Here is a 23305-nt window from a genome sequence, read left to right on the forward strand (position 1 = left end):
AACCTTCCGGCAGATGATTTGTATGTAATGGAAGAATTGGTTGAAGCAGAAACAGCAATCTTATTTACGGATTTATTGCACAATGTTGGGTTGATTCTCGGAGACAAGCTACTAGCAACACCTCCTAATGATAACGCTAAGTTTCAACGTGAACATTTCCGGTCGGCGCTATTCGTTTTTTATAGCCTTGGGGAGCAACGACTAGGATTTACCTTCGAGCAGATTACAGAAGCCTATACAGCCAAGAACAAAGTAAACCATGATCGTCAATCCAATGGATATTAGGAATGAGATCTGCTGAAGAAACACTTGAACTGCTCTTGCAAGGTATGGATAAGCGGCGGCAGTATATACGTCGGAAGCTCCGTAGGATTGAGAAGCATGGTACGAAGCCGCGGCGCGGTGGAGGAAACGAACTGAATAGGCTCAAATACTCCGGGCGCGCCGGCATGCTATCCGAGCACGCGACAATCCTTTGTATGCTTGAGGACATACGCCACAGCCGCCAACACCCAGATAATCTATATAACGAGGAGGATGACACGGACGATGACTAATCCTATGACACCAGAACGGATAGAAGAGATCAAACGTGATGCTCAAGAAGAAGCTATAACAATATACAGAAATTGCACTCCAAACATAACGAATATTGAACTTTTGGGGTTACTGGCTACTCTAGAAGAGTCACAACAACAGAAGGTTGAACTTTGGGAATGTGAGGATTGCGGATTTGCATTTCCTGCAATGTATGAAGACGATACACCAGAAGGTGGTCATAGTTGTCCGGTATGCGCTGAAACTCGCTTAGAAAAGGAGCTAGTAGAGGCACAGCAGACCATAGCCCGACAACATGAACAAATTAAAACTCAGGATAAAATTATAACGGGTCATTCACGGATTATAGCTAGATACCACGATGCACTATTTAAAATATCTCAAGACACTACAGACGAAAGGACAGCAGCATTCGCTTGGTCAGTACTTGAATAAGGAAGGGAGCGACAAGTCATGCCACAGGTAAAGGATAAGACAAACATTTGCCCCCGAGAGAGGGCAGAGGCGGCATATATCACGCTTAGTAGTAATTAAGGAGGAATGAAAATGGACCCACGAGATCCACGCTATATCGCACCTGAAGGATACTGTCCAACGTGTGAAGACCATACAACCTTGATTGATAATGATGGATGCTGCAAAGAGTGCGGAACGGAGGTACGAGATGCCAAATGAAAAAGGGTGGCTTACTAAGGAAGAAGCTTATGCTACAGGTTTACCAATCTTTATAAAATCTGATTCACAAAAAACCGGATATTGGACATCTAAACCATATGATCATGCAGTCCTTATGACTAGAACTCGTTGCAAGCAACTAAAGATGCCAGCCCTTAGAAACGGTGAAGCTGCAGTAGCTTATCGCTATGCCCAAGGCGCTATGAGTAGTCACCGTTACGTGCCGTTATACGATCGTACTGATGTTTTTGAGGTGGGAGAGTTACCATACAGTATTTTGCAAGATGGAGAGTTGATGGACAAGGCCGAAGGGCATCTATCGACAGAATAATCTTAGCGTAGCGGTAGCCGTAAATTAGGGTTAGAGAGGGTTAATAGCCCTCCTCTCCCACAAGGAGGATATAAGAGATGAGTAGATTCAAAGCTTCAACACACCAACTGATTGATGAACACATTAAGGAGATCATGAGACCTAAAATAATTGTTGGAGCCACTTATAAATTCAGAGAGTACAAAGACGGTGCCACTGTAGAACGCAAAGTAATCTCGGTAAATGATAAGACGGTCACATATCAAAAGCCAAGTGGAAAGGCAAAATGCTCAGTAAGTACATTTCAGCGACTATACGAGATTCACGGAGTTGGAACACCAATAAAACCACAGGAGGAAGCTCAATGACACAAACACCGCAACACCCACCTATGACTTATGAGCAATTGCAACAATCGCATGACGAATGGAGAATGCTCGCCATGCACAATTATGGCGTAGCAAAGGCAGCAGAGGAACGGGAACAAAAATTAATAGATATCATGTATATCATCGCGTTTGAATCAGACGACGAAAGGACTCAGAAATACGCAGCACAGATGTTATCCACCCTTTACCCAGATACCCCAGCACAACCGGCACCTAAGACAGAGGTTACGGCAAGTTCGATAGACGAGTGGCACGAAGATCATGGTGACGTGCTTTGGTGGACGTTCCCGATCGAGGAATCGCCGTACTGTGGATCACCATTGGACGTAGACTGGCCGGGCTATCACACTCACTGGACGCCACTTGTACTCCCGGCAGCCCCAGCACCCAAGGAGGGCAATACCGAATGAAAGTTTTGGACTTATCCATCAACAACGTGTATAGGGGAGGGCTTCTTAAATATCGGAAAATCGTTGAATTCGCTGGAGAATCAGGAAACGGACGCATGGTTAGGTATGAAAAAGGCATAATCCTTCCTAATGGCACATGGCAGAAATATTATTCAGATGGAGTACATGTTTGTAAGAAAGTCACCTTTGCCAAATGGGCTATGAGAAAAGTTGAAGTCAAGGAGGCTAACAATGAAGATTTACAAAATTGAAGAGTCTGGCAGCAGAACAATGGGATTCGCCTGTTATGAAAAATACTATCAGCACAAAGCGGATGCTCTTAAAGCTTTCGATGAAAAGATAAAAGGCTACAGAAAAAGTAAAGAGCTTGCTAAAAAGAGCGACCTGGACGGAGAAAACCCAATAAAAATAGAAAAAGATGCGGAAAAATTGCGCGGAGAAGCAATTGCTGAAGCTTGGATAGCCGTATGGGACCGATACGACATCCCCGAAGAAGGAACGGAATGGGATATTGGATCAATGAGAGTGCAGGTAATTGAAATTGAAGTTGAGGAAGGAGATAACCATTGACACTCAGCTGGGGCACACCATTAAAGCCAAAGTATTTATCGTTCGTATTCGGTAGTGGATGGGAAAAGGGAGATTTTAAACTCTTCTCGGTCCGAAAAGTTCCGTTAGGTTGGGACATGAACATCTGGAGAATATCAGTTTCTTATGACAATTACGGGAAGGTGAAGCCGCGATGACACTCACAAGGGAAGAGATACAAGGGAAGAAGCCGGGGCGAGAGATGGATGCTTTGATTGCAGAGAAGGTATTGGGATGGACGGATATAAGGAGGGTCAATCCAGCAGTAATTCACTCTTTTAGTGCGGATGGTAACCATGCAAACGTTGGTTTTAGCCCAGTTCTTTATAAACATGTACCGTTTCCTCTGTATTCAACGGACATATCCGCAGCATGGGAAGTAGTGGATAAATTAAGAATAGCGGTTACTCCGCAATCCATCGGAGCGCCTGAAGAGTTGTCTTATATGGCTGAGTACGAAAACGCTCCATATGTTGAACTAAAGAGAGTGTTTGCAAAGACTGCACCGGAAACCATTTGTAAATGTGCATTACTGGCTGTACTGAACTTATAAGGGGGCTGAGACCCCAATCAAAGGAGACGATACACGATGGGCAGGGAGATTAAGTTCCAAGTGTGGGATAACGAAAATAAGTGTTTTTTTAAAGATACCAACCTAGCGTATAACGGAGTCATTGAGCAATTGCTTATCAGCCCGGCAGGAGACATCAACTTTCGTAAAATGGACGGGATGTACCACGAATCAATGTTCCCAGGCAGATTCGTTTTGCGGCAATACACCGGATTAAAGGACAAGAATGGACGGGAGATATACGAAGGGGATTTTATTCAAAACGAGAATACGATTGGTGAAATCGAATGGGTGCAAGAGCATTGTGCATTTATGGCGTTCACACGAAATCCTAGTTTTTATCGCTATTTAGAATCTGATGGACAACTCAATTTAACAGAAATTATCGGCAACATCTACGAGAATCCAGAATTAATAGAGGTATAAGGGGGAGAAGAGGATATGTTATGGGCTGATTTCATATGGCAGTGTCCCAATTGTAAAAAGATGCACTCCGAAGGATTTGCGAATGAAGATGATCCGTACACCTGCAGTGGCTGCCAAAGGAAGTTCTTGCTTACGTTCTCGGTCGATGTTGAAGAAATTGAGGCATACAACAAGCAAACTGATCGTGTCTCTGAGGTCAGGTTAACCAAAATCGGAATAAGTCATGACCAAGGCAAGACTTGGGGAGAGATCGAGGTTGATACAAAGGACTTGAATCCCGAAACTTCACCTTTAAAAGCAGGCGATTGGATAAAAGCGCCGGGTGACGGTTCGACATTTGAAATATGGCTCAACGAGAAGCAAAGTAAATTAAATTCGAGAAGAGTATATGCCTTGGCCGGAGGGCATCGAAACGCGACCGAATAAACCCAGCAGAGCGGGGGCCGGATAAGGTTTACATAATCTGCTCCCCATAAAGAGAGGAACAAGACACTATAAAAGCGAGGTCAGTAGAATGAGGTACAAGGACACTCAAAAAGCATTGTCGGACGGGCATAGACAATTTATTTTTACTGCAAGCCCTGGAGAGCCTGTAGATGTACTGGCGTGGGGTCCAAGCTGGGTTAGATTCAAAGATCCGTATAACACATATCCTATTAGTACAAACATGAAGATGTTTTCTATGTTGGTGGAAGGTATTTATACAGAAAAAAGCCCTGAAGCATCAGGGCAATAGCAGCTTTTATCCTCAAGTCGATTATATCACAAAGGAGTTGAGGGTTAATGATGAATGATCGGGCGTTGATTGCGAGTTATAAAGACACTAAGGGGAAGTTGAATAAAAAGCTCGCTTCACTAGAAAAAGAACTTGAGCCATTGAAGAAGAAAATAGAAGACTCCAAAGATAGGAATGAGCGTGAACTCTTACGTAAGCAGATGGAACCAATCAAACTAGATAAAAATATGATGTCCGCAATTATAAGTGATCTAGATTATTCAATTGAATGGATGGAAACAGGATATCCTCCAGGATGGCGAAGAACGATTGATAGAAGATCTGGAGCTCAACGAACAAGTGTATGGGATCCTGCATGGATGGAATATCTCACAGCATATGAAGTAGAATTTCAACAGGAGGAAGAGGAAGGACGATGTTTGCAACCTCATGAACAATACGCTATTGAGGATGCCATGCACAATTTATCTGAGAGAGAAAGGCAATGCTTCGTTCTACACCACGGTTGTGGAATGTCACTAAAACAGATTTCTTTAGAACTTGATACTAAAAAAAGCACAGTACAATCTTATCTGGATCGCGCTACAACCAAAGTAGAGATTAACAAGGGAATGAGTCTATTTCTCCAATGTGTCTAATCTTGCCGTACGCCTGCCACCTATATATAGGAGGAACCTATTAACGGTTCGACTCTTATAATGAATGACGTGTAAAAACCCACGCCAGCCGATGAGCTCACGGTGAATTGAGCTCGACCATATTAATTTTCAAGGTCGCCAATAGGCGGCTTTTTTATTTCACGGAGCCCATAATCTAAACCCCAAAAGCTGCAGAGGTGACGGCGAAGTAAGGTACATGGGTAAATAGTAGCAGGAAAATCCTTCCTGAACGTCGAAATATGATGTCGAAGGGAGGGAGAAAACATGGCCTTATCGAAATGTGGGAGTTGCGGTGCAACAGGAAGATGGGAAATAACTGAAGTTTCGCCAACTAGATCGAGATTCAAGTTCTTTTTTGTTCAATGTTCGAATTGCGGTGTTCCTGTTGGAGTGGTTGATTATAACCACAACTCATCAGAACATGACCGTATTCTTGAAGGAATCGCCGAGAATAAAAAAGAAGTTGGACAAGTTAAGGGAATGCTTGACGATATAGGAAATGCGCTTAATCGACTCATGCGGAAATAAGAGCACCTTCGGGTGCTTTTTTAATGTCTTAAATACGGGGGTGGTGATAATGTAATGCCAAGAGCACGCGATCCAAACCGGGACCGCGCACTAGAGTTATGGCGCGGACACGGTGGGGAAATAACAAATAGGCAGATAGCTGAGCAACTAGATATTGATGAGAAGAAGGTAGCCGTCTGGAAGCAGCGTGATGGATGGAATGTTGTACAACAATCTTCGGATAACGTTGTACAACAGCCAAAGGAAAAGAAAAGTGTTGTACAACAAAAGAAACCGAAGTCCAATAAACAGAATAAAGAAGTAGCTCGGGGCGATCCGCCAGAAGTAGAAGCTGAGCTAACTGACAAGCAAAGAATGTTTGTCCTTGAATATATGCGAGACTTCAACGCAACTAAAGCGGCATTAGCTGCTGGGTATTCAAAGAGGGCAGCTTATTCCATAGGATGGGAAAACCTGAGGAAACCTGAAATTCAGGCAGAAATCACAAGGTTGAAGGATCAAATGGTTGGTGAGCTTGGGTTGAGCGTTCATCGGGTTATAGCCGAGTATCTTAAAATCGCATTTGCAGATACTTCTGATTATGTGGAATTTGGGTCCCAAGAAGAAACAGTTATGAGTGAACATGGTCCAGTGGTAGATAACGAAGGTGATCCAATTACGAGACCAGTAAGCTATATGCGCTTTAAATCATCAGAAGAAGTTGATGGAACGTTAGTGAGCGAGGTAAAACAGGGACGGGAAGGTCTTAGTATCAAGTTTTATGACAAGCTCAAGGCACTGGATAAGCTAGAGAAGTATCTAGGCTATATGGATGAAGAAACTAAGCTCCGGGTTCAGAAGTTGCAGCTTGAAATTAAGGGTATGACGCCTCCGGATGCCAGCGATTTACCGGATGATGGCTTTATCGAAGCCCTCAGAGCCCAAGCGAGGGGGGTGTGGGCCAATGAAGGTGAAGCGTAAAGCGGCAATCTTCAAATGGAAACCATTCTCCGATAAGCAGATAAAGGTGCTCACCTGGTGGATGCAGGGGGATAGCCCGTACGCAGATATGGACGCTTTAATCTGTGATGGAGCTGTCCGTTCTGGTAAAACATCGTCAATGTCCTTCTCATTCGTAGTCTGGGCTACTGAAACATTCAACGGTGAAAACCTGGGGATGGCCGGGAAGACCATAGGGGCTCTCCGGCGTAACCTGATAGGCCCGCTGAAGCAAATGCTTTATTCCAGAGGATACACTGTAGTGGATCATAGGGCAGAGAACTATCTGACCATCAGCAGGGGGCTGACAAGCAATGATTTCTACCTGTTCGGCGGTAAGGATGAGCGAAGCCAGGATTTAATTCAGGGGATCACGCTGGCGGGGATGTTCTTCGATGAAGTGGCCTTGATGCCGCGCTCATTTGTAGAACAAGCAACTGCCCGTTGTTCAGTAGATGGAGCAAAGTATTGGTTTAACTGTAACCCAGCTGGACCATATCATTGGTTTAAGTTGGAATGGCTGGATCAACTGGTAACGAAGCTTGCGCTACACCTGCACTTTACTATGGATGATAATCTCTCCTTGTCAGAACGTGTTAAGGAGCGCTATCGAAGGATGTACAGCGGGATCTTCTATAAGCGCTATATCCTCGGACTCTGGGTGCTGGCAGAAGGCGTTATATACGATATGTTTGACCGAGATAAGCACACTGTTAAAACTGAGGACCGCCGCTACAGTAAATATCATATTTCCTGTGACTACGGCACCCAAAACCCGATGACGTTCGGGCTGTGGGGGCTTTTTTCTGGTGTCTGGTACAAGGTGAAGGAATACCACTATGACGGTCGCCAACAGAGCCAACAGAAGACGGATGAAGAGTACTATCATGATTTGGTTGAATTTGTTGGAGATGTATCTCTTCAAAGTCTTATCATTGACCCCTCCGCAGCAAGCTTTATAGCTACTGTGAGGAAATACGGCAAGTTCATAGTGAAGAAGGCAAAAAATGATGTGCTAGAAGGCATCCGTAATGTAGCTTCGGCGCTGAATACCGGGAAGATTCTCTATAATGACTGCTGCAAGGAAACCTTCAGGGAGTTCTCGTCCTACATATGGGATGAAAAGGCAGCTGACCGCGGGGAAGAGAAGCCCATTAAGCAAAATGACCACCAGATGGACGGTGATCGTTATTTTGTGAACACCATTGTTATGCGTCCAGCTTCATTCTCATTTGATTAAGAGGAGAGGAGGAAACTAATTGAGCACAACGGAAGAGGTTATCCGGATCATCGAAAAAGGTGCACGATCAGCTATGACTAACGAAGAGATCATTAAGCAGGAAATAGATGATTGGTTATCATCACAGGAACGTAAGGACATGCTTGCTGGTGAGCGCTACTATCGGAATAAGGCTGATATCTTAGATCGTAAGCGGATGACCATTGGAGACGGTGGGGCGCTAGTAGAAGCTAAAAACCTCGCAAATAACAAGATTGTTCATGGATTCTTGCGGAAGCTCGTTGATCAGAAAGCCGGCTATTTGCTGAGTAAGGAAATGAGTATACAGACCAAGAACAATGTTTATGATGAACAGCTGACAGAAATATTCGACAAAGGATTTAAGCGTCTCTTAAAAAGTCTCCTAAAAGAGAGCATCAAGAAAGGCCGCGCCTGGCTGCATGTTTATTATGACGAGGAAGGCCATTTCCGGTTTAAAAAGCTTCCAGCAGAAGAGATCATTCCTCTCTGGAAAGATGCCGCTCATACCGAACTGGACGCGATTATCCGTGTATATGAGGTTGAAGCATATGAAGGGAAAAAGAAAACAACTATTAAAAAAGTTGAATTCTGGCACTCTAAAGGCGTTAACCGTTATGTGATTGGTAAGGGCTCTTTGGCTGTACCGACAACAAGCGGACTCATACCGGATGTGGAGTTAGGTGAGTTCAATAGTCATTTTAATGTAATCGACTCTGCGAATCAGACACAAGCTCTCAACTGGGAGCGTATACCGTTCATTTGCTTCAAGTATAACGAGGATGAATTGCCGCTGATCTCATTATTAAAATCTCAGATTGACGAGTATGACCAGAAGAAATCAGATAATAGTAATAATCTCGAGGATCTACCAAACAGCGTTTATGTAATCAGGGGCTATGAAGGATCTGATTTAGGCGAATTTCGTCGTAACCTCTCAATACTAAAAGCGGTCAAGGTTTCTGCTGACGATAACAGTGGTGTGGATACGTTGAATCTTGAGATCGATACTGAAGCATACAAGAATCACATGGACATGACTAGAAACGATATCTACGAGTTTGGGCGCGGTGTAGATACTCAGTCTGATTCGTTCGCAACGGCTCCAAGTGGTGAAGCCTTGAAATTTCTTTACGCTGATCTGGATATGGACGCTAACGATATCGAAAACGAATTCCAAGCAGCACTTGAGCAACTTTTGTGGTTCGTTGACAAACATATCTTCAATACCACGGGGAATGACTTCTTAGAAGAGACAGTCAATTTCTTATTTAATCGAGATATCGTCATTAATGAATCACAGGTTATCACTGATGCTAAGAACAGTGAGGGAATAGTATCCAAAGAAACACAAGTCGCAAATCATCCGTGGGTTACTGATGTGAAGGAAGAATTAAAGCGACGGGAAGCTGAGGATAAAGCTGCTAGAGACAAGGAAGAGGAGTATGGGGGGTTACCAAAAGATAAAGTTCCTGCAGAGGTTGGAGATGGTGACCAATGAGGTCAGAGGCTTATTGGTCTAAACGTATGGAACAACTGAATGAGTCACTTCTAAATAAGGGAGTACCATTCACAAAGGCAATGAATAAGGAATACCGGAAGGCTCAGATATCCATCCAGACAGATGTTAATAATTTCTATCAGCGTTTTGCAGATAATAACGGGATTGTGAGCTTATCCGCTGCTAAGCAAGTTCTCAAAGCAGGCGAGCTCAAAGAATTCAAATGGACCGTTGAGGATTACATTGCTCGCGGTAAAGAGAACGCCATAGATCAGCGTTGGATGAAGGAACTAGAGAATGCCAGCATTAGAGTACGTGTTACCCGCTTAGAGTCCATCCAATTGCAGATGAAGCAACATATCGAGGTATTGTCAGCTAAGCGTTTGACAGGTACAACAGAGCTATTAGGTAACGTCTACAAGGATGGATACTATCGAAGTATTTTTGAACTGGAAAAGGGTATCGGTATAGGAGCATCATTCTCCAAGGTGGATAAGCGGCAGCTTGAAGCTATCCTTTCAGCTCCATGGGCACCAGATGGTAGCAACTTCTCATCTCGTATATGGACTGATCGAGTAAGGCTGAATGGTGAACTGCGGAATATCTTTACTCAAGGACTTATACGCGGGGATACATCAAAACAGATGATTCAACAGCTTCAGGATCGTATGGGTGTATCAGAAAAAGCAGCTACACGACTAATTCTTACAGAATCAGCTTACTTTGCTGGACAATCTCGACTAGCTGGTTATAAAGAATTAGGTGTTGAAGAATACCGCTTTACAGCTACGTTGGATAATAAGACATCTGCTAAGTGCCAGGATATGGATGGAAAAGTATTTGCTATTGTTGATGCGGTGGTTAATGTTAACTACCCACCTCTACATGCTCATTGTCGTTCTACCACTATCCCGCACTATGAGGATAACATTAAAGCTCGGGTAGCGCGTGACGAGGACGGTAAGACTGAGACCATACCAGAGGATATCAACTATAAGGAATGGGCGGAGAAATACGCTCCTGAAGCTACAGAGGCTGTTTCTGTTGAAACTCCGAGTAAGCAAGCACCAGAGACTCCCTTACCTACTATTGAGATTCCGGGCGGGCCAACAAAGGATATTCCAATTCCTGAGAAAAGCATCTATACCCTGGAACCTGAGAAATGGTATGATGAAACCGGAAAGACTGCACCACCGCTGATTAATCTCAGTAAAATGGATCTACCGAAGCTGCAGCCAGACATTCCGCGTAAACTAGGTAATATCGATCTGTCTAAACCTGATATCGTCCGCAACTATGTAAAGGATGCTGAGCAAGCCATCAGGAACGCTACAGAAGAACATGCTATTGCTCTCACTAAAGAAGGTGAGGTTATCCATGTTAAGGGTGATAAGGCATCTGTCGATATTACCAAGATAAAACCACCTGAAGTACTTAAAAAGAGCATCGTCACCCATAATCACCCTACAGTGGATGGGGAACCCGGAGGATCATTTAGTCGGGATGATGTCCTAGCATTCATAAAAAATGGAATCAAGGAGTTGAGAGCAGTTGATTCAGGTAGCACGTACATCCTGAAGAAGTCAGCCCCAATAAACCTGAGTACAGATGAGATTAACCGTTTACTTGATAAAGCAGAAGATTCGTATCTTGCATTGCTTACTATTGAGCAGGCACTCACAGGTTATGACGAAAAGCACCTAACCATGGAACAGCTAGTAATGCTTCTTGAATCGCTACAATATACAAAGGAGTGATGATCTTGCGAACTAAAGAAGAGAATAGGGCGGCTATCGCTGAACAGTTTGCCCCGCAAGGTGAGAAGCTAGGCGAACGATTTGACGCTTTTGTGGACGAGATCAGCGCCGTTAGGTTTGAGTATCTTCAGAAGCGTGATAAGCTGCCAAAACAGCTAGTAGGTGTTTTGGATGCTAATGCAACAGAAGAGCGGCGGTTAAATCGTGAAGAAGCTATGAAATGGGTATTAATCAAACAGAAATATGGTATATGAAGCACTCTCCAATATGCGAGGGTGCTTTTTATATTGGGAGGAGTTGTGAATGTGAAAAACAAATTTAACATTCGTGGCGAAATCACTGCTATTTATGTTTCTTCCAGTGAAGGCATCATAGAAACCTTGATTGATACTAAATCCTTGGAGATTCTTAATGAATTTAACGGAACATTCCGAGCATCGTGGAACAAAAATACAAAATCATATTATGTACTAGGCTACGATAGAAGTTTAGGTCCGAGTAAAAATGTGATGCTTCATAGGTATTTAACTGCGGCAATGGATGGATTGGTTGTAGACCACATCAATCACGATACACTTGATAATAGGCTAGTGAATTTGAGAGTTGTAACCCAATCAGAGAATGTAAGAAACCCAGATTTAAAGAAACGAATCTCGAAGTTTCCTGGCGTTACATGGTATGAAAATAAAGGAAAGTGGAGGGCTAAACGCAGGGTTAACGGGAAGTCACATCATTTAGGCTATTTCGCTAATTGGGATGACGCAGTCGAAGCAGTGAAAAAATTCGATGTAATCATAAGTGGGCCTATCGCAGAGCAGCGGCAGGCCCTTTAATATTGCTCATGAACCGGAGCATATCGGTTCACTCCCTAAGCTGGAGAGCAGCTATACAAATCTATGGAGGTAGATGATAGATGGATTGGTTAAAAGCAATTTTGAAGGCAGCAGGGCTAGACGATACGAAGGTTGATTCTATTGTTGGTGATGCTGGCAAGGAGCTACCTAAGCATTTTGTTCCGAAGTCGCAGTATAACGATGTTTCAGATGCTAAGAAACAGGCTGAAAAGGATGTCGCAGATCGGGACAAACAGATACAGGATTTGAGCAAAACTGCTGGATTGTCAGATGATCTTAAGAAACAGATAGATCAGCTGCAAGCCGACAACAAATCGGCCAAGGAGAAATATGAAGCAGATCTGAAGGACATGACCCTGAACAATGCCATCACATCCGCGTTGAACGGTAAGGTGCATAACGAGAAGCATGTTACTGGGCTTATAGACAAAGAAAAGTTAGTCATCGGTGATGACGGTAAAGTGGTCGGCTTAGAAGAGCAACTTAAGGGTCTACAAACATCGGATGCCTACTTGTTTAAAACCGAGGATAAAGGCGGCGGTGGAGGGTTCAAGTTTAAAGGGACCTCTCTATTGGATGGCAAGGATCAATCCAAGGGTGAACAAGGAGATGAGAAGGTCGGTAGCTTCGGTAAACAATTGGCTGAATCTACTAAAGGCAATGAAGGGTTGGATACAGCCCGAGAAAGCTACTTTAAATAAGAACGGAGGATAAACAAAATGAGTAAATTTAAAGAAACTACCTATGGGAATAAGAAAGAAATTCTTAAATTCCCAGATCACTATGTAGCAATTGCCGTCACGGTGAGCGATGCAGGTGTTACAGCTAACGCTGATGGTAAAAAGATTGTGCCAGCTGGAACTATTCTAGGTGGCGGTGTGATTGCTGATGATACTAAACTGGCGGTCAAGGCTACAACCACTACTGGAGTATCCAATGCTGAAGGTGTTCTGTTGAATGATACGGATGTAACAAGTGGTCCAGCACCAGGGGCGATGCTCATTCATGCGTTCATTAATAAAAATAAAATCCCGACTGCTCCTACTGCTGAAGAACTGACAGCATTGAAGCAGATCACATTTATCGTCTAAGAAAGGAAAGGTGAAAATAATTATGCCTAACATTCAAGATTTAGTAAGAGCTCCAGAGATTGCGGCTTATATTGCGGCTAATCCATCAAACGCTATTCCATATCTGGGAGCAACGTTGTTTCCATCAGCAAAAAAGCTCGGTTTAGATATTGGTTGGATCAAAGGAGCAGGAGGACTGCCTATAGCCTTGATGCCATCGGAATTCGATGTTAAAGCAACTCTGAGAGATCGAATCGGATTCGGAAAGGTAGAAACAGAGATGCCGTTTTTCCGTGAGGCTATGCTGTTAAAAGAGAAAGATCGTCAAGAATTGCTAAGACTTTTGGACTCGAACAACGGCGAATATGTAAAATCTTTGATTACTCAAATTTACGATGATAGAGCTAGTTTGGTTAGCGGTGCAGAGGTTAACGCTGAGCGCATGCGTATGCAATTGTTATCATCGGGTAAAATCAGAATCACGGCCAATCGGATTGACTATGATTATGACTACAACATGAAGGCTGGGCATAAGACCACTCTTACAGGATCAGATAAATGGGATGATCCAACAGCTAATATCGTGGGAGACATCAAAGAATGGCAGGACACGATTGAAGATGAGCAAGGTGTGCGTCCAACAAAGGCCATCGTTACTCGTAAGACGTGGAATAACATTCTAGCTAATGAAAAGGTGCGTTTGGATATGAATCCTCTTGGCGGGCTAAACATCATCATGACTGATGCACTGATGCGTCAATACCTGGAGTCCAAACTGGGATTGACGGTTGCGGTTTACAACAAGAAATATGCTCTACAAGATGGCAGCTCACACCAATTCTATCCAGACGATTATTTCACACTGATTCCAGACGGAGCTTTGGGTAAAACGTGGTATGGTACTACTCCAGAAGAAGCTGATCTTATGAGCGGGGCAACAAGTGCAGAAGTATCTATCGTGAATACAGGTGTGGCCATCACAACAATTAAGCAGCCACACCCAGTAAGTGTGGAAACTATCGTTTCTGCAATCACGCTGCCATCATTTGAAACTATCGACAATATTTTTATTGCGAAAGTGGTTTAAGGAGGGGCTTATGCCTCTCCTATTTCTTTGAAAGGGTGATGAGAGTGTCTGAAGATAAGAGAATCGAAATATCACTGATAACTGGAGCGAAATACAATCGGAAATTCTATAAGGCTAGTGATAAGATTTTGATCCTCCCTAGTGAAGTAGAATCCCTGATTAAAGATGGAGTAATCCGCCGTGAAGATGTGCCTGAATTAGATGATGATGAAGATGAGCAGAATTTGCTGCTGGAAGAAATGAAACTGCCAGCACTCAAGAAATATGCTAAGGAACATGGTATTGACTTGGGCGAAGCTTCGAAGATAAAGGAAGTGCTTGCAGTTATCTTGAAAGCAGGTGAAGCAGATGCCGGAGGAGATCCAAAAGTATCTAATTCGACTGAAACAATTACTACTGATACCGTTTGAAGATAGCAGTAAGGATAGTAGGCTGCTGTTTGTTTTGGAAACTATCGTCCAGGAGATTAAAACTTATTGCAACATACCATCTATTCCAGAAGCCTTGGATAATGTGGTTCTGCATATAGCTGAGGATTACTACCGGACGAAGTACCCAACAGAATTCGAACAGACCGCGCCAGCAGTTACTAGCATCAAGCGTGGGGATGTTACAACAGCTTTCGGATCCGCTAAGGCTACGGTTACGGTCGGACCTGGAGCAGCTTTCGTTCGGAATTATGCGGCTCAGTTGCAAGCGTTCCGCAGATTGAGGTGGTAACATGGTCAGTTTTGGTAATATCCCAGCAGAGCGAGCAGCTATTGAGAGCACCTATGAAGGCTTATGTACTATATCGGAAATGAAGGATGTAAAAGATCCAGTAACCGGTAAAACACAACAGCAACCTATCATTGTCTTGGCTAATGAACCGTGTGGACTCTCTCAGTCATCCTTACCTGCTGCCACACAAACAGTGACAGCGGATCAGGTCAATTATGATGCCAAGCTGTTTATCTCTCCTGATGTAACTATCAAGCCAGGGAGTCGAATCACGGTTCAGCAGAATGGCATGGAGTTCAAAGGAGAACAGGCGGGTAAGGCATTTAGATATGCTACTCATCAGGAGATTAAGCTAAAAGAGGTCCTGAACGCATGAGTATGGGTAAGTTTGACTTCAAGGACGTTAAGAAGCTTCAGAAGAACCTTCAACGGATGCAAAATGAATTTCCAGCGTTTATGGAGGAGTGTATTCGTGAGCTTGCAGGACGGTTACTGGCGAAGACTATAGCTAGAACTCCGGTTTTAAGCGGAGACTTGAGGCGAGGTTGGCAGATCGGTGAGGTAGTTAGATTACCTGGTGGCGGTATCCACGCAGAGATCACAAATAATGTTGAATATGCGCTCTATGTAGAATTTGGACACGTTACTAGACTACGGACCGGTTGGGTTAACGGTAAATTCATGCTGACTTTATCCGAGCAGGAACTTGAGAGAGAGTTGCCAGGGATCATGGAGCGGAAGCTGAAAAAATACATGGAGAAGCACATGGGGCGGTGAGTATGAGAGACGTAAATGATGGTATCAGTAAGGTGCTGGACTCCATATTCCCGGCATACCCGGTATACGGTGAGGCAACAGAGCAGGGCATGAAGCAGCCGTGCTTTTTTGTGCTGCTGCTGGAAGGTAGCCAATCCAGAGAGATTAACCGCCGATATCGACGTTTTAATTCCTATGACATTCATTACTTCCCTAATCCTGATTCCTTGGCAACGAGGGAAGAATGTGAACGGGTTGCAGAGCGGTTGTATTCAGCACTTGAATATATAACTGGCGTAGAGGGTGGCTACCGGGGAACGGGCATGCGGCATGAGATAGTAGACGGTGTTCTGCATTTCTTCGTCCAATACAATTACCATCTATTTCGGACGAAAGATCCGGATATTAAAATGCAGAGTATGAAACAAGGAGGCGGTATCAAGTGAGTGATAAAACGAATAAGGCAGCAACAAATACAGAGAGCCAACCCGCCGTGAGAGCTTCTGAGGGCTCATTTAGTCGGGAACAGTTCTTATCCTCAGCTAAATACTCCTTTCAAGATAAGGATGTATTGGCAGCGCTGCTGGAGCCGGAAAAGTTGTACACGGCCTCTGAGGCACAGCACGTAATTGATGATTTTAAGAACAAGGAGGCGGAGTAGATGGCTGGAGGCACATGGACTCTACAGAATAAAATTAGACCGGGTGTATATATCAATGTTGAATCATCTGGAGGCACACTGGGCACTGCGGGTGACCGGGGCGTGACAGCACTTGCGCTGTCGCTGCCTTGGGGCGCTGCCAAGGTGATTACGCCGATTGTGGCTGGTGAGGATACACTGACAAAGCTGGGATACGACCTTACAGCACCGGAGCTGCTGCTTCTGCGGGAAGCCCTAAAGCGGGCGCGGACAGTCCTGCTGTATAAGCTCAATGAGGGAACGAAGGCCGCGGCGATCGTCGGCGATCTGACGGCAACAGCGAAACATGGCGGCCTGTGCGGGAATACCCTGGCGGTGGCGGTGCAGACCAACATGGACGATAGTGCGAAGTTTGACGTCAAAACGCTGCTGGACGGTGCGGTAGTGGATATCCAAGTTGTGGCTAACATTGCCGGACTCAAGGCCAATGATTGGGTGGTTTGGAGTGGAACCGGAGCCTTAACCGTTTCAGCAGGTGCGCCTCTGATTGGTGGAGCCAATGGTACAGTGACCAATGCGGACCATACAGCCTTTTTGGCTGCGCTGGAGTTGTACGATTTCCAGACAGTGGCACTGACATCCACGGACAACGCGCTCAAAGCGGTATATGCTGCCTTTGTACGGCGTTTGAGAGAGTCAGAGGGCAAAAAGGTGCAGGCAGCACTTGAGAACTACCCTGTAGCCGATTTCGAAGGTGTGATCAGCGTCAAGAATGGCGTGGTTCTTTCCGATGGGACCATACTTACAGCAGCGCAGGCCACTGCTTGGGTAGCTGGTGCTTCAGCAGCAGCTGAGATGAATGAATCGCTGACCTATGCAGCTTATGACGATGCTGTGGATGTGGCTCCACGTTACACGAATAGCCAGATTGAGGCAGCCTTGAGCGCCGGTGAGTTTATCTTTAGTCCATCGGCTAACCGTGCTGTGGTGGAGCAGGATATTAATACCTTCTTGAGCTATTCACCTACCAAGAATAATTCTTTCCACAAAAACCGTGTCATCCGTGTCTTGGATGGTATTGCGAACGATCTGAAACGGATCTTCGAGGCATCGTATATCGGCAAAGTCAGCAACAATACCGATGGTCGGGCGCTCTTTCGCAAGGAGATTGTCGTGTACCTGACCGCACTCCAGGAGATCGATGCGATTCAGAATTTTGATTCGCAAAAAGATATTTTGGTGTCGCCAGGAAACGATTCGGATGCTATCTATGTGGAAACAGCGATCCAACCGGTAGACAGCATTGAAAAAGTCTATATGAAAGTGCAGGTGAAGTAAGATGGCATTCTTAAAGGCTAGTGATACAATCTCCGGACAGGAGGGCCGGGCTTATGCTACGATTAACGGCCAAGTCGAGGATATGTTTTATATCAAAACGTTGGAAGCTTCCGTGGAGAAGGAAAAGGCAGATGTGAAGACCCTCGGCCGCAGGGGCACCCAGCACAAAGCTATCGGGTGGAATGGTACGGGCAGTATGACGATCTACTATGTGACCAGCCGTTTCCGTCAGCTCATGCTGGACTACATGACTACAGGGAAAGATACAAACTTCGATATCACCATTACGAATGAGGATCCTAACTCTAGCATTGGCTTACAGACCATTACGCTACTCGGTGTCAATCTGGACAGCGTTGTTATGGCCTCACTGGATACAGAGTCGGATGCGCTTGAAGAAGATATTGATTTCACCTTTGAAGGCATTGATATGGGCCAGGCTTTTAACGCACCAACATCAAACTAAAATATAGGAGGCATATATACAATGAGTGAATTTTCAGCATTTTTCGCACAGGCAGCAGCGGTAGAGGCAACAGAGGACTTTATAGTTTCAAAGCGTTTCAAGGATAAGGATGGGAAGGCGATCCCGTGGAAACTGGCGAGCATCACAGAGGACGCTAACCTAGAGCTTAGGAAGGCGTCCACCAAGAAGGTAAAGGGTCGCAACGGTATGTATACGCCTGAGTTTGATTCTAATGACTATCTGGCCAAGATGGTAGGGGCATCGGTTGTGTATCCGAATCTCAAGGATGCGGAGCTTCAGAAATCTTATGGTGTGCGGGGAGCTGAGGCTCTGATCCGTAAGATGCTGCTTCCTGGTGAGTTTACCGTTCTAGTGGAGCGTGTACAGGCGCTTAATGGCTATGATCAGGATCTGAATGAATTGGTGGACGAAGTAAAAAACTAATTAACGAGGGCGATGGTGAGGCTAACTTTGCTTACTACGCCCTCCATGAACTGCACATCCTGCCGCATGTACTGATGAGCATGAGTCTCCGGGAACGGGCGGGGATTTACGCGATGATATCCGTTCGGATCGATAAGGAAAAAAACAAATAATAATAGACCCATCAGTTCTCCTTTGGTATATTGTTAGTAAATATTACCTGTGGAGGTTGCAATGAAAAAAGTTTGGAGTGGGTTGTTTATCGTCTGTCTAGTGCTAGTCTTTGCGGGATGTTCGTCTTCTAAAGAGGATGATAATCTTACCATGGACAAGTTTATCGAAGCCTTTAATAACTCTGGGGAAGATATAAATCACGATGTCGATTCTGGAGTAGAAAAAGGAATTAAAAAAGAGAAAAAACCTAAGTATGAGATGATTGATGCAAAAGACGGAGTTATTTTTAATATAGCTAACAACACTGTTAAGATATATGAATATGAATCAAATTCCAAGGCCAAAAAGGCTGTAGAGAAGTACGCTTCGATAATGGGAGACTGGCCAGTTAAGGGTAACTTTGTGTTAGAAACCAACAACCAAAAAGCCAAAGAAATATTCAACAGCGTAAAATAATACAGGCAAAGGGCATCCCGTATTGGGGTGCCTTTTTCATGCCTTGAAAGGAGGACAATATGTCAACCCTTGAAGCCAGCATTAAGCTGTACGAAGACTTCACCAAACGATTAGCCGGTGTAAATAATGCTATGAATACAACCATTGCCATTATGGAACGGCTTCGCTCTCAAATGCAGATGGCAGTGGGTCTGCAAATAAATGTTGGCAATGCGGTAGCAGAACTTCAGCGAATCAAGGAGTTGCTGGCTGCGCTCGGTCCGGGCAATGCTATTCAGCTCTCAGTAAATTCAGAGCAAGTGCTTCAGCAGCTTAGGACTGTTCGGCAACAAATCGGTTCGGAATTTGGTTCTGCTGTGCTCGAAGTTCGATTGGCAACCTCTGACTTCGCGACCCAGCTGGCGACCATTCAATCCTCCTTACCTGCCGTACAACTAGCGTTGTCCTTGAATACCGCTGAGGCTTTGCGTGCGGCTTCCTTGCTGGGTGCACAGCTCAGAAGCCGGATTGGGACAATTTCTGCAGAGGTTAAGATGGAGTTGCCAGAGGCTGCAGCTGTAAGGTCTCAGTTGCAATCTTTGATCCACGGTATGGGTGGGAGTACCGCCGCAATCCGAATTCGCGTCAACCTGGACACTGCTCATGCACTTCATCAGGCGACATTACTCCGTTCGCAGATTGAGGCACGGATCGGCACCCTTACAGCTCGGCTTAATTTGAGACTTCCAGCCACACTGGATACACTGCTGCGGACGCTGATTACTACAGTGGAACGTCTTCGCCAAGTAGTCAATCGTATGCGAGGTGGTCGAGGTGGAGGCGGTGGAGGCGGTGACCGTAGAGCATCTGGAAGCGGCGGCGGGGGAGGCGGACTTGGCATTGGTGGTTTGGTCGGCGGGTATCTGGGTGTATCTGGTATTAAAGCCCTTGGAGAAGCGACAATAGGCGGGGCCATGGAACAGCAAAAAATGATGGACATGTTCGTCGCGCGAACAGGAGATGCCGAGATCGGCACGGCGATGTTCGAGAAGTTTAAGGCAGATGCTCTAAAGACGGGGCAGGATGTCAACAAGTCACTGCAAAGCACGCTTTCATTCTTCTCGGCAACCCAAAACACGGATCAGTTGTCCAAGCTGAATAATTTCGCTCAGCGGATGAATGCGTTTGACTCTGCTGGAAACGGAATTGAAGGCGCAGCGTTTGCCCTAAAAGAGGCTATGAGCGGGGACATCGTTTCCTTGGCCGAGCGTTTTAACATGTCGAAATCAGATATCCGTGACCTGAAGATTGATGAGCTTGGGAAAGCCGGAGATATGGACGGCTTTATTAAGGCTTTCGATAAGCTGCTTGAGAAACAAAAAATGGGTCAAGCAGCCTTTGATCAGATGATGGCTAGTCCGGCGAAGCAAATGGAGACACTGGGCAGTAATGTACGTTCCATGTTCGCTGATGCAGGCGGCGCAGCCATGCAATCCCTAACCCCATTGATTACTCAACTCAACGCTGCCTTTCAAGCGGGTAAATTTCAGCCCTTCTTTGATGCGCTGAGTTTGGGACTGGATAACGTGGTCCAAGGCGTCATGAAATTACTGGAATGGATTACTAGTGTTTATAATTTCTTTTCGGAGAATTGGTCATGGATCGAGCCTATCATTTCCGGGGTAGGTGCAGCTGTGATGGCCTTGTATGCGGCACTGAAACTGGTGGCTATCGGTCAGGCAATTGTCAACGCGGTGATGAACGCCAACCCATTTGTACTTGTCGCTACATTGATTATCGGCCTCATCGTGTACTTTTACCGGTTATGGCAAACAAATGATCAATTTGCCGCAGCGATGATGCGGGCCTGGAATGCGATTCTCGGCTTTTTTGACCAAATACCGTTATTCTTTATGCGTGTGGGGTACGGGATTGCTGATGCTTTCGGCTATGCAAAAGTAAAATCTCTTGAACTAATGGAGGATTTAGCGAATGGAGCTATTGACCGTATCAATAGCTTGATTAAAAAGCTTAAAGAAATACCCGGTGTTACTTTAGATTTAATTGAACACGTCGAATTTGCAGCAGGTGAAGCCGCTAAGCAAGAGGCAGCTCGTCAAGCTCGGGACGCTACCTTAGCTGCAAAAGAATCGGCTATCGCTGCCAAAGCGGCGGATCGTGAAGCTAACGTAGAGAAGTTTATGAAGGAGCGTGAAGACAAGCGAGCTGCCGCAGAGAAGAAGGCTAAGGAAGAAGAGAATGCCGCCAAAGCAGGTGCAGGTAAAGATTACAACTTCGACGACTGGAATAAACGTGCTGATGCTGCCCGGACGCCTTCCGCAGGTACTGACAAGAAAGGTAAAGTTGCAAAAGTCGATAAGGTCGGTAAAGTGGAAAAGCCAATCGACATATCCAAAGAGGACCTGAAGATTATGCGCGATGTTGCGGAAATGAAGAACATTCAAAACTTTGTGACGCTGACGCCTACAGTCCAGGTGAAGACGGGTCCAGTGACCAATTCAGCGAATTTGGATTCCATTGTTAGTAAAATTACGAAGAAGCTGAATGAGGAAATCGCATCGACGGCTAAGGGAGTCTATAACTAAGGGGAGGGATTGCTGTGTTGTTAAAAGATGGGGCAGACTTGAACAAAGCTTCAGACGAAATTGTCTATGTTTTGATCAGGCATGGCGTAATGTACTCTGAAGTTGAACAAGTTCTCAGTGATGCGAAGGAGAAGACCTTTAACTCTATCATCCTTAAAGAATCGTTTGATGCCGCTTTCGAGGAAGGGGCCACATGGTCCCCGCAAGAAATTGACACATTAAGAGAAGTGGCTCAAATGAAAAATAATCAGTCCTTTATCACTTTGACGCCAACGATAAATATCAAGATGGGTGTCGGAGATGAATCAAAAATTAAGAAAGCTGCGCTTATCGCACTTGAGAATTATGCTAGAAACTTGTTCTAGATTTCCGTTGTTCTTCATCTTGAACGGCTTTATGATACTGCTTTAATCCTGACTTAACAATTTCTTCAATTAGTATAATGGTTAGCTCGTTCTGTTCGGTAAGTTCTTTTAGTTCCGGCTCTAAATTCTCAACAAGAGGGTTGTTCTCTTTTTTACTTAACCTTTGAGCAGCGTTGTATGTTGCCTCTCTTCTTGCTAAGTTCATGATTGAGTCGAAGTTAAGCATTCATGTACCTCCTTTCTCAATATTTGGTATGTCCGACCAACTACCACTATTCGACAGATTGGAGGTTTTTCCCTTTTTAAGAAAGGAGGCGGTCCTGTGGCCGATGGCTACAGCATTGAACTCAGTTTTAATAACCGCGCCATTTGGTTTGAGATACCCGTTCTTCCGGAAGAGATCGAAATCTCAGGTGAGGGAGACGGTGAGACGTATTCCATCACAGACCTGGGACAAATCAATGTAATTAAGGCGCCCGGACTCAAGACCATTCAGTTTGAAAGCTTCTTTCCAGCCATCCAACCGGGTGGAACGGTACCCAGTTTTGTTTCTTCTGCGAATTGGGGGCAACCCGCTGACTATATCCAGCTCATAGAGGACTGGATGAACAAGAAGAAGCCCATACGGTTTATCTTTACCAGCCTAGGGCTCAAGATCAATCTGGCGATGAGCATTGAGGTTTTTAACTATAAAGAGGTTGCAGGTCGCCCAGGTGATTTCGAATATGAGTTAGAGTTGAAGGAGTATGTATTTTACGCTGCTAAAAAGGTGACGTTGAAGACAAATACAACACCAGCTGGTACAACAACAACCACTACTAAGAAAGAGCCAGCGAAACGCGCAGATGAACGTACCAAGTCTAAAACAGTTACTATCAAATCCGGGGACACCTTGATGAAGATAGCTAAAAGAGAACTCGGTGACGGTAGCCGGTGGAAAGAGATTCAGAAGTTAAACGGCTTAACAGATGCGCAGCTGAAGACACTCAAAATCGGCTCTGTTCTGAAGCTACCGGGGTGATGATAC

39 protein-coding genes are annotated in these 23305 nt (G+C 44.9%); 37 read left to right on the forward strand and 2 right to left on the reverse strand.

What is annotated here, in order from left to right; all coding sequences use genetic code 11:
* The 33 genes from MHH60_RS29710 to MHH60_RS29870 form a co-directional block, all read left to right on the forward strand.
* Positions 1-285, forward strand: a 285-nt coding sequence (locus MHH60_RS29710) for a dUTP diphosphatase (RefSeq protein WP_341161192.1), incomplete at its 5' end; no start/stop codon positions are given.
* Positions 286-287: 2 nt separating this feature from the next.
* Positions 288-557 carry a hypothetical protein gene (locus MHH60_RS29715; RefSeq protein WP_341161193.1) on the forward strand — a complete coding sequence of 90 codons (270 nt, stop codon included), beginning with the start codon at positions 288-290 and terminating at the stop codon, positions 555-557.
* Positions 550-993 carry a hypothetical protein gene (locus tag MHH60_RS29720; RefSeq protein ID WP_143766792.1) on the forward strand — a complete coding sequence of 148 codons (444 nt, stop codon included), beginning with the start codon at positions 550-552 and terminating at the stop codon, positions 991-993. The genes MHH60_RS29715 and MHH60_RS29720 overlap by 8 nt, the downstream gene beginning before the upstream one ends.
* Positions 994-1104: 111 nt before the next feature.
* Positions 1105-1233 (forward strand): hypothetical protein, encoded by a 129-nt coding sequence (locus MHH60_RS29725; RefSeq protein WP_256715249.1) that lies wholly within the window; start codon positions 1105-1107, stop codon positions 1231-1233.
* On the forward strand, positions 1223-1564 hold the full coding sequence (locus tag MHH60_RS29730) for a hypothetical protein (protein WP_076138654.1): 342 nt from the start codon (positions 1223-1225) through the stop codon (positions 1562-1564). Before MHH60_RS29725 ends, MHH60_RS29730 begins: the two co-directional genes overlap by 11 nt.
* 77 nt (positions 1565-1641) lie before the next feature.
* Positions 1642-1911 (forward strand): hypothetical protein, encoded by a 270-nt coding sequence (locus MHH60_RS29735; RefSeq protein ID WP_076138655.1) that lies wholly within the window; start codon positions 1642-1644, stop codon positions 1909-1911.
* The gene (locus MHH60_RS29740; protein WP_076138656.1) at positions 1908-2342 is read left to right on the forward strand and encodes a hypothetical protein; all 435 of its coding nucleotides are present in this window, start codon (positions 1908-1910) and stop codon (positions 2340-2342) included. The genes MHH60_RS29735 and MHH60_RS29740 overlap by 4 nt, the downstream gene beginning before the upstream one ends.
* Complete coding sequence (locus tag MHH60_RS29745) at positions 2339-2593, forward strand: hypothetical protein (RefSeq protein ID WP_076138657.1); 255 nt, start codon at positions 2339-2341, stop codon at positions 2591-2593. The genes MHH60_RS29740 and MHH60_RS29745 overlap by 4 nt, the downstream gene beginning before the upstream one ends.
* Positions 2574-2912, forward strand: a complete 339-nt coding sequence (locus MHH60_RS29750) for a hypothetical protein (protein ID WP_076138658.1) — start codon at positions 2574-2576, stop codon at positions 2910-2912. Before MHH60_RS29745 ends, MHH60_RS29750 begins: the two co-directional genes overlap by 20 nt.
* A 172-nt stretch (positions 2913-3084) precedes the next feature.
* On the forward strand, positions 3085-3483 hold the full coding sequence (locus tag MHH60_RS29755) for a BC1872 family protein (protein ID WP_076138660.1): 399 nt from the start codon (positions 3085-3087) through the stop codon (positions 3481-3483).
* A 36-nt stretch (positions 3484-3519) separates the two neighbouring features.
* Entirely contained in the window at positions 3520-3927 is a 408-nt protein-coding gene (locus MHH60_RS29760) for a YopX family protein (RefSeq protein WP_076138661.1), read from the forward strand.
* Between the two features lie 15 nt (positions 3928-3942).
* Positions 3943-4353, forward strand: coding sequence for a hypothetical protein (locus MHH60_RS29765; RefSeq protein WP_076138662.1), 411 nt, complete (start codon positions 3943-3945; stop codon positions 4351-4353).
* A gap of 88 nt (positions 4354-4441) precedes the next feature.
* On the forward strand, positions 4442-4663 hold the full coding sequence (locus MHH60_RS29770; protein WP_076138663.1) for a hypothetical protein: 222 nt from the start codon (positions 4442-4444) through the stop codon (positions 4661-4663).
* A 47-nt stretch (positions 4664-4710) separates the two neighbouring features.
* The gene (locus tag MHH60_RS29775) at positions 4711-5301 is read left to right on the forward strand and encodes a sigma factor-like helix-turn-helix DNA-binding protein (RefSeq protein WP_051491328.1); all 591 of its coding nucleotides are present in this window, start codon (positions 4711-4713) and stop codon (positions 5299-5301) included.
* Positions 5302-5586: 285 nt separating this feature from the next.
* Positions 5587-5850: a hypothetical protein gene (locus MHH60_RS29780; RefSeq protein WP_076138664.1), complete on the forward strand. Its 264-nt coding sequence runs from the start codon at positions 5587-5589 to the stop codon at positions 5848-5850.
* Between the two features lie 54 nt (positions 5851-5904).
* Positions 5905-6810 carry a terminase small subunit gene (locus MHH60_RS29785; protein ID WP_076138665.1) on the forward strand — a complete coding sequence of 302 codons (906 nt, stop codon included), beginning with the start codon at positions 5905-5907 and terminating at the stop codon, positions 6808-6810.
* Positions 6794-8068 carry a PBSX family phage terminase large subunit gene (locus tag MHH60_RS29790; protein WP_076138666.1) on the forward strand — a complete coding sequence of 425 codons (1275 nt, stop codon included), beginning with the start codon at positions 6794-6796 and terminating at the stop codon, positions 8066-8068. Before MHH60_RS29785 ends, MHH60_RS29790 begins: the two co-directional genes overlap by 17 nt.
* A 19-nt stretch (positions 8069-8087) precedes the next feature.
* A complete protein-coding gene (locus MHH60_RS29795) occupies positions 8088-9587 on the forward strand; it encodes a phage portal protein (RefSeq protein WP_256715250.1) in 1500 nt (499 codons plus the stop codon).
* A complete protein-coding gene (locus MHH60_RS29800) occupies positions 9584-11344 on the forward strand; it encodes a minor capsid protein (RefSeq protein ID WP_076138667.1) in 1761 nt (586 codons plus the stop codon). The genes MHH60_RS29795 and MHH60_RS29800 overlap by 4 nt, the downstream gene beginning before the upstream one ends.
* A gap of 5 nt (positions 11345-11349) precedes the next feature.
* Complete coding sequence (locus tag MHH60_RS29805; protein ID WP_076138668.1) at positions 11350-11598, forward strand: hypothetical protein; 249 nt, start codon at positions 11350-11352, stop codon at positions 11596-11598.
* Between the two features lie 51 nt (positions 11599-11649).
* A complete protein-coding gene (locus MHH60_RS29810; RefSeq protein ID WP_076138669.1) occupies positions 11650-12177 on the forward strand; it encodes an HNH endonuclease in 528 nt (175 codons plus the stop codon).
* 80 nt (positions 12178-12257) lie between these two features.
* On the forward strand, positions 12258-12899 hold the full coding sequence (locus tag MHH60_RS29815) for a phage scaffolding protein (RefSeq protein WP_076138670.1): 642 nt from the start codon (positions 12258-12260) through the stop codon (positions 12897-12899).
* Between the two features lie 18 nt (positions 12900-12917).
* Positions 12918-13289 (forward strand): hypothetical protein, encoded by a 372-nt coding sequence (locus tag MHH60_RS29820; RefSeq protein WP_076138671.1) that lies wholly within the window; start codon positions 12918-12920, stop codon positions 13287-13289.
* Between the two features lie 22 nt (positions 13290-13311).
* On the forward strand, positions 13312-14355 hold the full coding sequence (locus MHH60_RS29825) for a major capsid protein (RefSeq protein ID WP_076138672.1): 1044 nt from the start codon (positions 13312-13314) through the stop codon (positions 14353-14355).
* A gap of 44 nt (positions 14356-14399) precedes the next feature.
* Positions 14400-14765, forward strand: a complete 366-nt coding sequence (locus tag MHH60_RS29830; protein WP_143766794.1) for a hypothetical protein — start codon at positions 14400-14402, stop codon at positions 14763-14765.
* Positions 14704-15075, forward strand: coding sequence for a phage head-tail connector protein (locus tag MHH60_RS29835; protein WP_076138674.1), 372 nt, complete (start codon positions 14704-14706; stop codon positions 15073-15075). Before MHH60_RS29830 ends, MHH60_RS29835 begins: the two co-directional genes overlap by 62 nt.
* A gap of 1 nt (position 15076) precedes the next feature.
* On the forward strand, positions 15077-15451 hold the full coding sequence (locus MHH60_RS29840; protein WP_076138675.1) for a hypothetical protein: 375 nt from the start codon (positions 15077-15079) through the stop codon (positions 15449-15451).
* On the forward strand, positions 15448-15852 hold the full coding sequence (locus tag MHH60_RS29845) for an HK97 gp10 family phage protein (protein ID WP_076138676.1): 405 nt from the start codon (positions 15448-15450) through the stop codon (positions 15850-15852). Before MHH60_RS29840 ends, MHH60_RS29845 begins: the two co-directional genes overlap by 4 nt.
* Before the next feature lie 2 nt (positions 15853-15854).
* A complete protein-coding gene (locus tag MHH60_RS29850; RefSeq protein ID WP_076138677.1) occupies positions 15855-16277 on the forward strand; it encodes a phage tail terminator family protein in 423 nt (140 codons plus the stop codon).
* Positions 16274-16492: a hypothetical protein gene (locus MHH60_RS29855; protein ID WP_076138678.1), complete on the forward strand. Its 219-nt coding sequence runs from the start codon at positions 16274-16276 to the stop codon at positions 16490-16492. Before MHH60_RS29850 ends, MHH60_RS29855 begins: the two co-directional genes overlap by 4 nt.
* On the forward strand, positions 16493-17809 hold the full coding sequence (locus MHH60_RS29860; RefSeq protein WP_076138679.1) for a phage tail sheath family protein: 1317 nt from the start codon (positions 16493-16495) through the stop codon (positions 17807-17809). It abuts the gene before it with no gap.
* A gap of 1 nt (position 17810) precedes the next feature.
* Complete coding sequence (locus MHH60_RS29865) at positions 17811-18275, forward strand: phage tail tube protein (RefSeq protein WP_076138680.1); 465 nt, start codon at positions 17811-17813, stop codon at positions 18273-18275.
* A gap of 21 nt (positions 18276-18296) precedes the next feature.
* The gene (locus MHH60_RS29870) at positions 18297-18719 is read left to right on the forward strand and encodes a phage tail assembly chaperone (RefSeq protein WP_076138681.1); all 423 of its coding nucleotides are present in this window, start codon (positions 18297-18299) and stop codon (positions 18717-18719) included.
* Here the strand turns inward: MHH60_RS29870 and MHH60_RS29875 are convergent.
* Positions 18716-18883, reverse strand: coding sequence for a hypothetical protein (locus tag MHH60_RS29875; protein ID WP_179088962.1), 168 nt, complete (start codon positions 18881-18883; stop codon positions 18716-18718). The genes MHH60_RS29870 and MHH60_RS29875 overlap by 4 nt on opposite strands.
* A gap of 49 nt (positions 18884-18932) precedes the next feature.
* On the opposite strand from MHH60_RS29875, the gene MHH60_RS29880 reads away from it, so the two are divergent.
* Genes MHH60_RS29880 through MHH60_RS29890 form a run of 3 tightly spaced genes read left to right on the forward strand, consistent with a single transcriptional unit; the run spans position 18933 to position 22278 of the window.
* Positions 18933-19328: a hypothetical protein gene (locus MHH60_RS29880; RefSeq protein ID WP_076138682.1), complete on the forward strand. Its 396-nt coding sequence runs from the start codon at positions 18933-18935 to the stop codon at positions 19326-19328.
* 59 nt (positions 19329-19387) lie between these two features.
* Positions 19388-21913, forward strand: a complete 2526-nt coding sequence (locus MHH60_RS29885) for a hypothetical protein (RefSeq protein WP_076138683.1) — start codon at positions 19388-19390, stop codon at positions 21911-21913.
* 14 nt (positions 21914-21927) lie between these two features.
* On the forward strand, positions 21928-22278 hold the full coding sequence (locus tag MHH60_RS29890) for a hypothetical protein (protein WP_076138684.1): 351 nt from the start codon (positions 21928-21930) through the stop codon (positions 22276-22278).
* On the opposite strand, the gene MHH60_RS29895 is transcribed toward MHH60_RS29890, so the two are convergent.
* A complete protein-coding gene (locus MHH60_RS29895; protein ID WP_076138685.1) occupies positions 22262-22504 on the reverse strand; it encodes a hypothetical protein in 243 nt (80 codons plus the stop codon). The two genes, MHH60_RS29890 and MHH60_RS29895, sit on opposite strands and share 17 nt — an antisense overlap.
* A gap of 96 nt (positions 22505-22600) precedes the next feature.
* Between MHH60_RS29895 and MHH60_RS29900 the strand changes: the two genes are divergently transcribed.
* Complete coding sequence (locus MHH60_RS29900; RefSeq protein WP_076138686.1) at positions 22601-23299, forward strand: LysM peptidoglycan-binding domain-containing protein; 699 nt, start codon at positions 22601-22603, stop codon at positions 23297-23299.
* Positions 23300-23305: the final 6 nt, after the last annotated feature.

It is taken from the genome of Paenibacillus sp. FSL H7-0716 (assembly GCF_038002705.1).
Taxonomy (GTDB): Bacteria; Bacillota; Bacilli; order Paenibacillales; family Paenibacillaceae; genus Paenibacillus_AQ; species Paenibacillus_AQ odorifer.

Coding starts and splice junctions, on each gene's coding strand:
- MHH60_RS29715 (WP_341161193.1), top strand. CDS start 288: ATGAGATCTGCTGAAGAAACACTTGAACTGCTCTTGCAAGGTATGGAT.
- MHH60_RS29720 (WP_143766792.1), top strand. CDS start 550: ATGACTAATCCTATGACACCAGAACGGATAGAAGAGATCAAACGTGAT.
- MHH60_RS29725 (WP_256715249.1), top strand. CDS start 1,105: ATGGACCCACGAGATCCACGCTATATCGCACCTGAAGGATACTGTCCA.
- MHH60_RS29730 (WP_076138654.1), top strand. CDS start 1,223: ATGCCAAATGAAAAAGGGTGGCTTACTAAGGAAGAAGCTTATGCTACA.
- MHH60_RS29735 (WP_076138655.1), top strand. CDS start 1,642: ATGAGTAGATTCAAAGCTTCAACACACCAACTGATTGATGAACACATT.
- MHH60_RS29740 (WP_076138656.1), top strand. CDS start 1,908: ATGACACAAACACCGCAACACCCACCTATGACTTATGAGCAATTGCAA.
- MHH60_RS29745 (WP_076138657.1), top strand. CDS start 2,339: ATGAAAGTTTTGGACTTATCCATCAACAACGTGTATAGGGGAGGGCTT.
- MHH60_RS29750 (WP_076138658.1), top strand. CDS start 2,574: ATGAAGATTTACAAAATTGAAGAGTCTGGCAGCAGAACAATGGGATTC.
- MHH60_RS29755 (WP_076138660.1), top strand. CDS start 3,085: ATGACACTCACAAGGGAAGAGATACAAGGGAAGAAGCCGGGGCGAGAG.
- MHH60_RS29760 (WP_076138661.1), top strand. CDS start 3,520: ATGGGCAGGGAGATTAAGTTCCAAGTGTGGGATAACGAAAATAAGTGT.
- MHH60_RS29765 (WP_076138662.1), top strand. CDS start 3,943: ATGTTATGGGCTGATTTCATATGGCAGTGTCCCAATTGTAAAAAGATG.
- MHH60_RS29770 (WP_076138663.1), top strand. CDS start 4,442: ATGAGGTACAAGGACACTCAAAAAGCATTGTCGGACGGGCATAGACAA.
- MHH60_RS29775 (WP_051491328.1), top strand. CDS start 4,711: ATGATGAATGATCGGGCGTTGATTGCGAGTTATAAAGACACTAAGGGG.
- MHH60_RS29780 (WP_076138664.1), top strand. CDS start 5,587: ATGGCCTTATCGAAATGTGGGAGTTGCGGTGCAACAGGAAGATGGGAA.
- MHH60_RS29785 (WP_076138665.1), top strand. CDS start 5,905: ATGCCAAGAGCACGCGATCCAAACCGGGACCGCGCACTAGAGTTATGG.
- MHH60_RS29790 (WP_076138666.1), top strand. CDS start 6,794: ATGAAGGTGAAGCGTAAAGCGGCAATCTTCAAATGGAAACCATTCTCC.
- MHH60_RS29800 (WP_076138667.1), top strand. CDS start 9,584: ATGAGGTCAGAGGCTTATTGGTCTAAACGTATGGAACAACTGAATGAG.
- MHH60_RS29815 (WP_076138670.1), top strand. CDS start 12,258: ATGGATTGGTTAAAAGCAATTTTGAAGGCAGCAGGGCTAGACGATACG.
- MHH60_RS29820 (WP_076138671.1), top strand. CDS start 12,918: ATGAGTAAATTTAAAGAAACTACCTATGGGAATAAGAAAGAAATTCTT.
- MHH60_RS29825 (WP_076138672.1), top strand. CDS start 13,312: ATGCCTAACATTCAAGATTTAGTAAGAGCTCCAGAGATTGCGGCTTAT.
- MHH60_RS29835 (WP_076138674.1), top strand. CDS start 14,704: ATGCCGGAGGAGATCCAAAAGTATCTAATTCGACTGAAACAATTACTA.
- MHH60_RS29840 (WP_076138675.1), top strand. CDS start 15,077: ATGGTCAGTTTTGGTAATATCCCAGCAGAGCGAGCAGCTATTGAGAGC.
- MHH60_RS29845 (WP_076138676.1), top strand. CDS start 15,448: ATGAGTATGGGTAAGTTTGACTTCAAGGACGTTAAGAAGCTTCAGAAG.
- MHH60_RS29850 (WP_076138677.1), top strand. CDS start 15,855: ATGAGAGACGTAAATGATGGTATCAGTAAGGTGCTGGACTCCATATTC.
- MHH60_RS29860 (WP_076138679.1), top strand. CDS start 16,493: ATGGCTGGAGGCACATGGACTCTACAGAATAAAATTAGACCGGGTGTA.
- MHH60_RS29865 (WP_076138680.1), top strand. CDS start 17,811: ATGGCATTCTTAAAGGCTAGTGATACAATCTCCGGACAGGAGGGCCGG.
- MHH60_RS29870 (WP_076138681.1), top strand. CDS start 18,297: ATGAGTGAATTTTCAGCATTTTTCGCACAGGCAGCAGCGGTAGAGGCA.
- MHH60_RS29875 (WP_179088962.1), bottom strand. CDS start 18,883: ATGGGTCTATTATTATTTGTTTTTTTCCTTATCGATCCGAACGGATAT.
- MHH60_RS29880 (WP_076138682.1), top strand. CDS start 18,933: ATGAAAAAAGTTTGGAGTGGGTTGTTTATCGTCTGTCTAGTGCTAGTC.
- MHH60_RS29885 (WP_076138683.1), top strand. CDS start 19,388: ATGTCAACCCTTGAAGCCAGCATTAAGCTGTACGAAGACTTCACCAAA.
- MHH60_RS29895 (WP_076138685.1), bottom strand. CDS start 22,504: ATGCTTAACTTCGACTCAATCATGAACTTAGCAAGAAGAGAGGCAACA.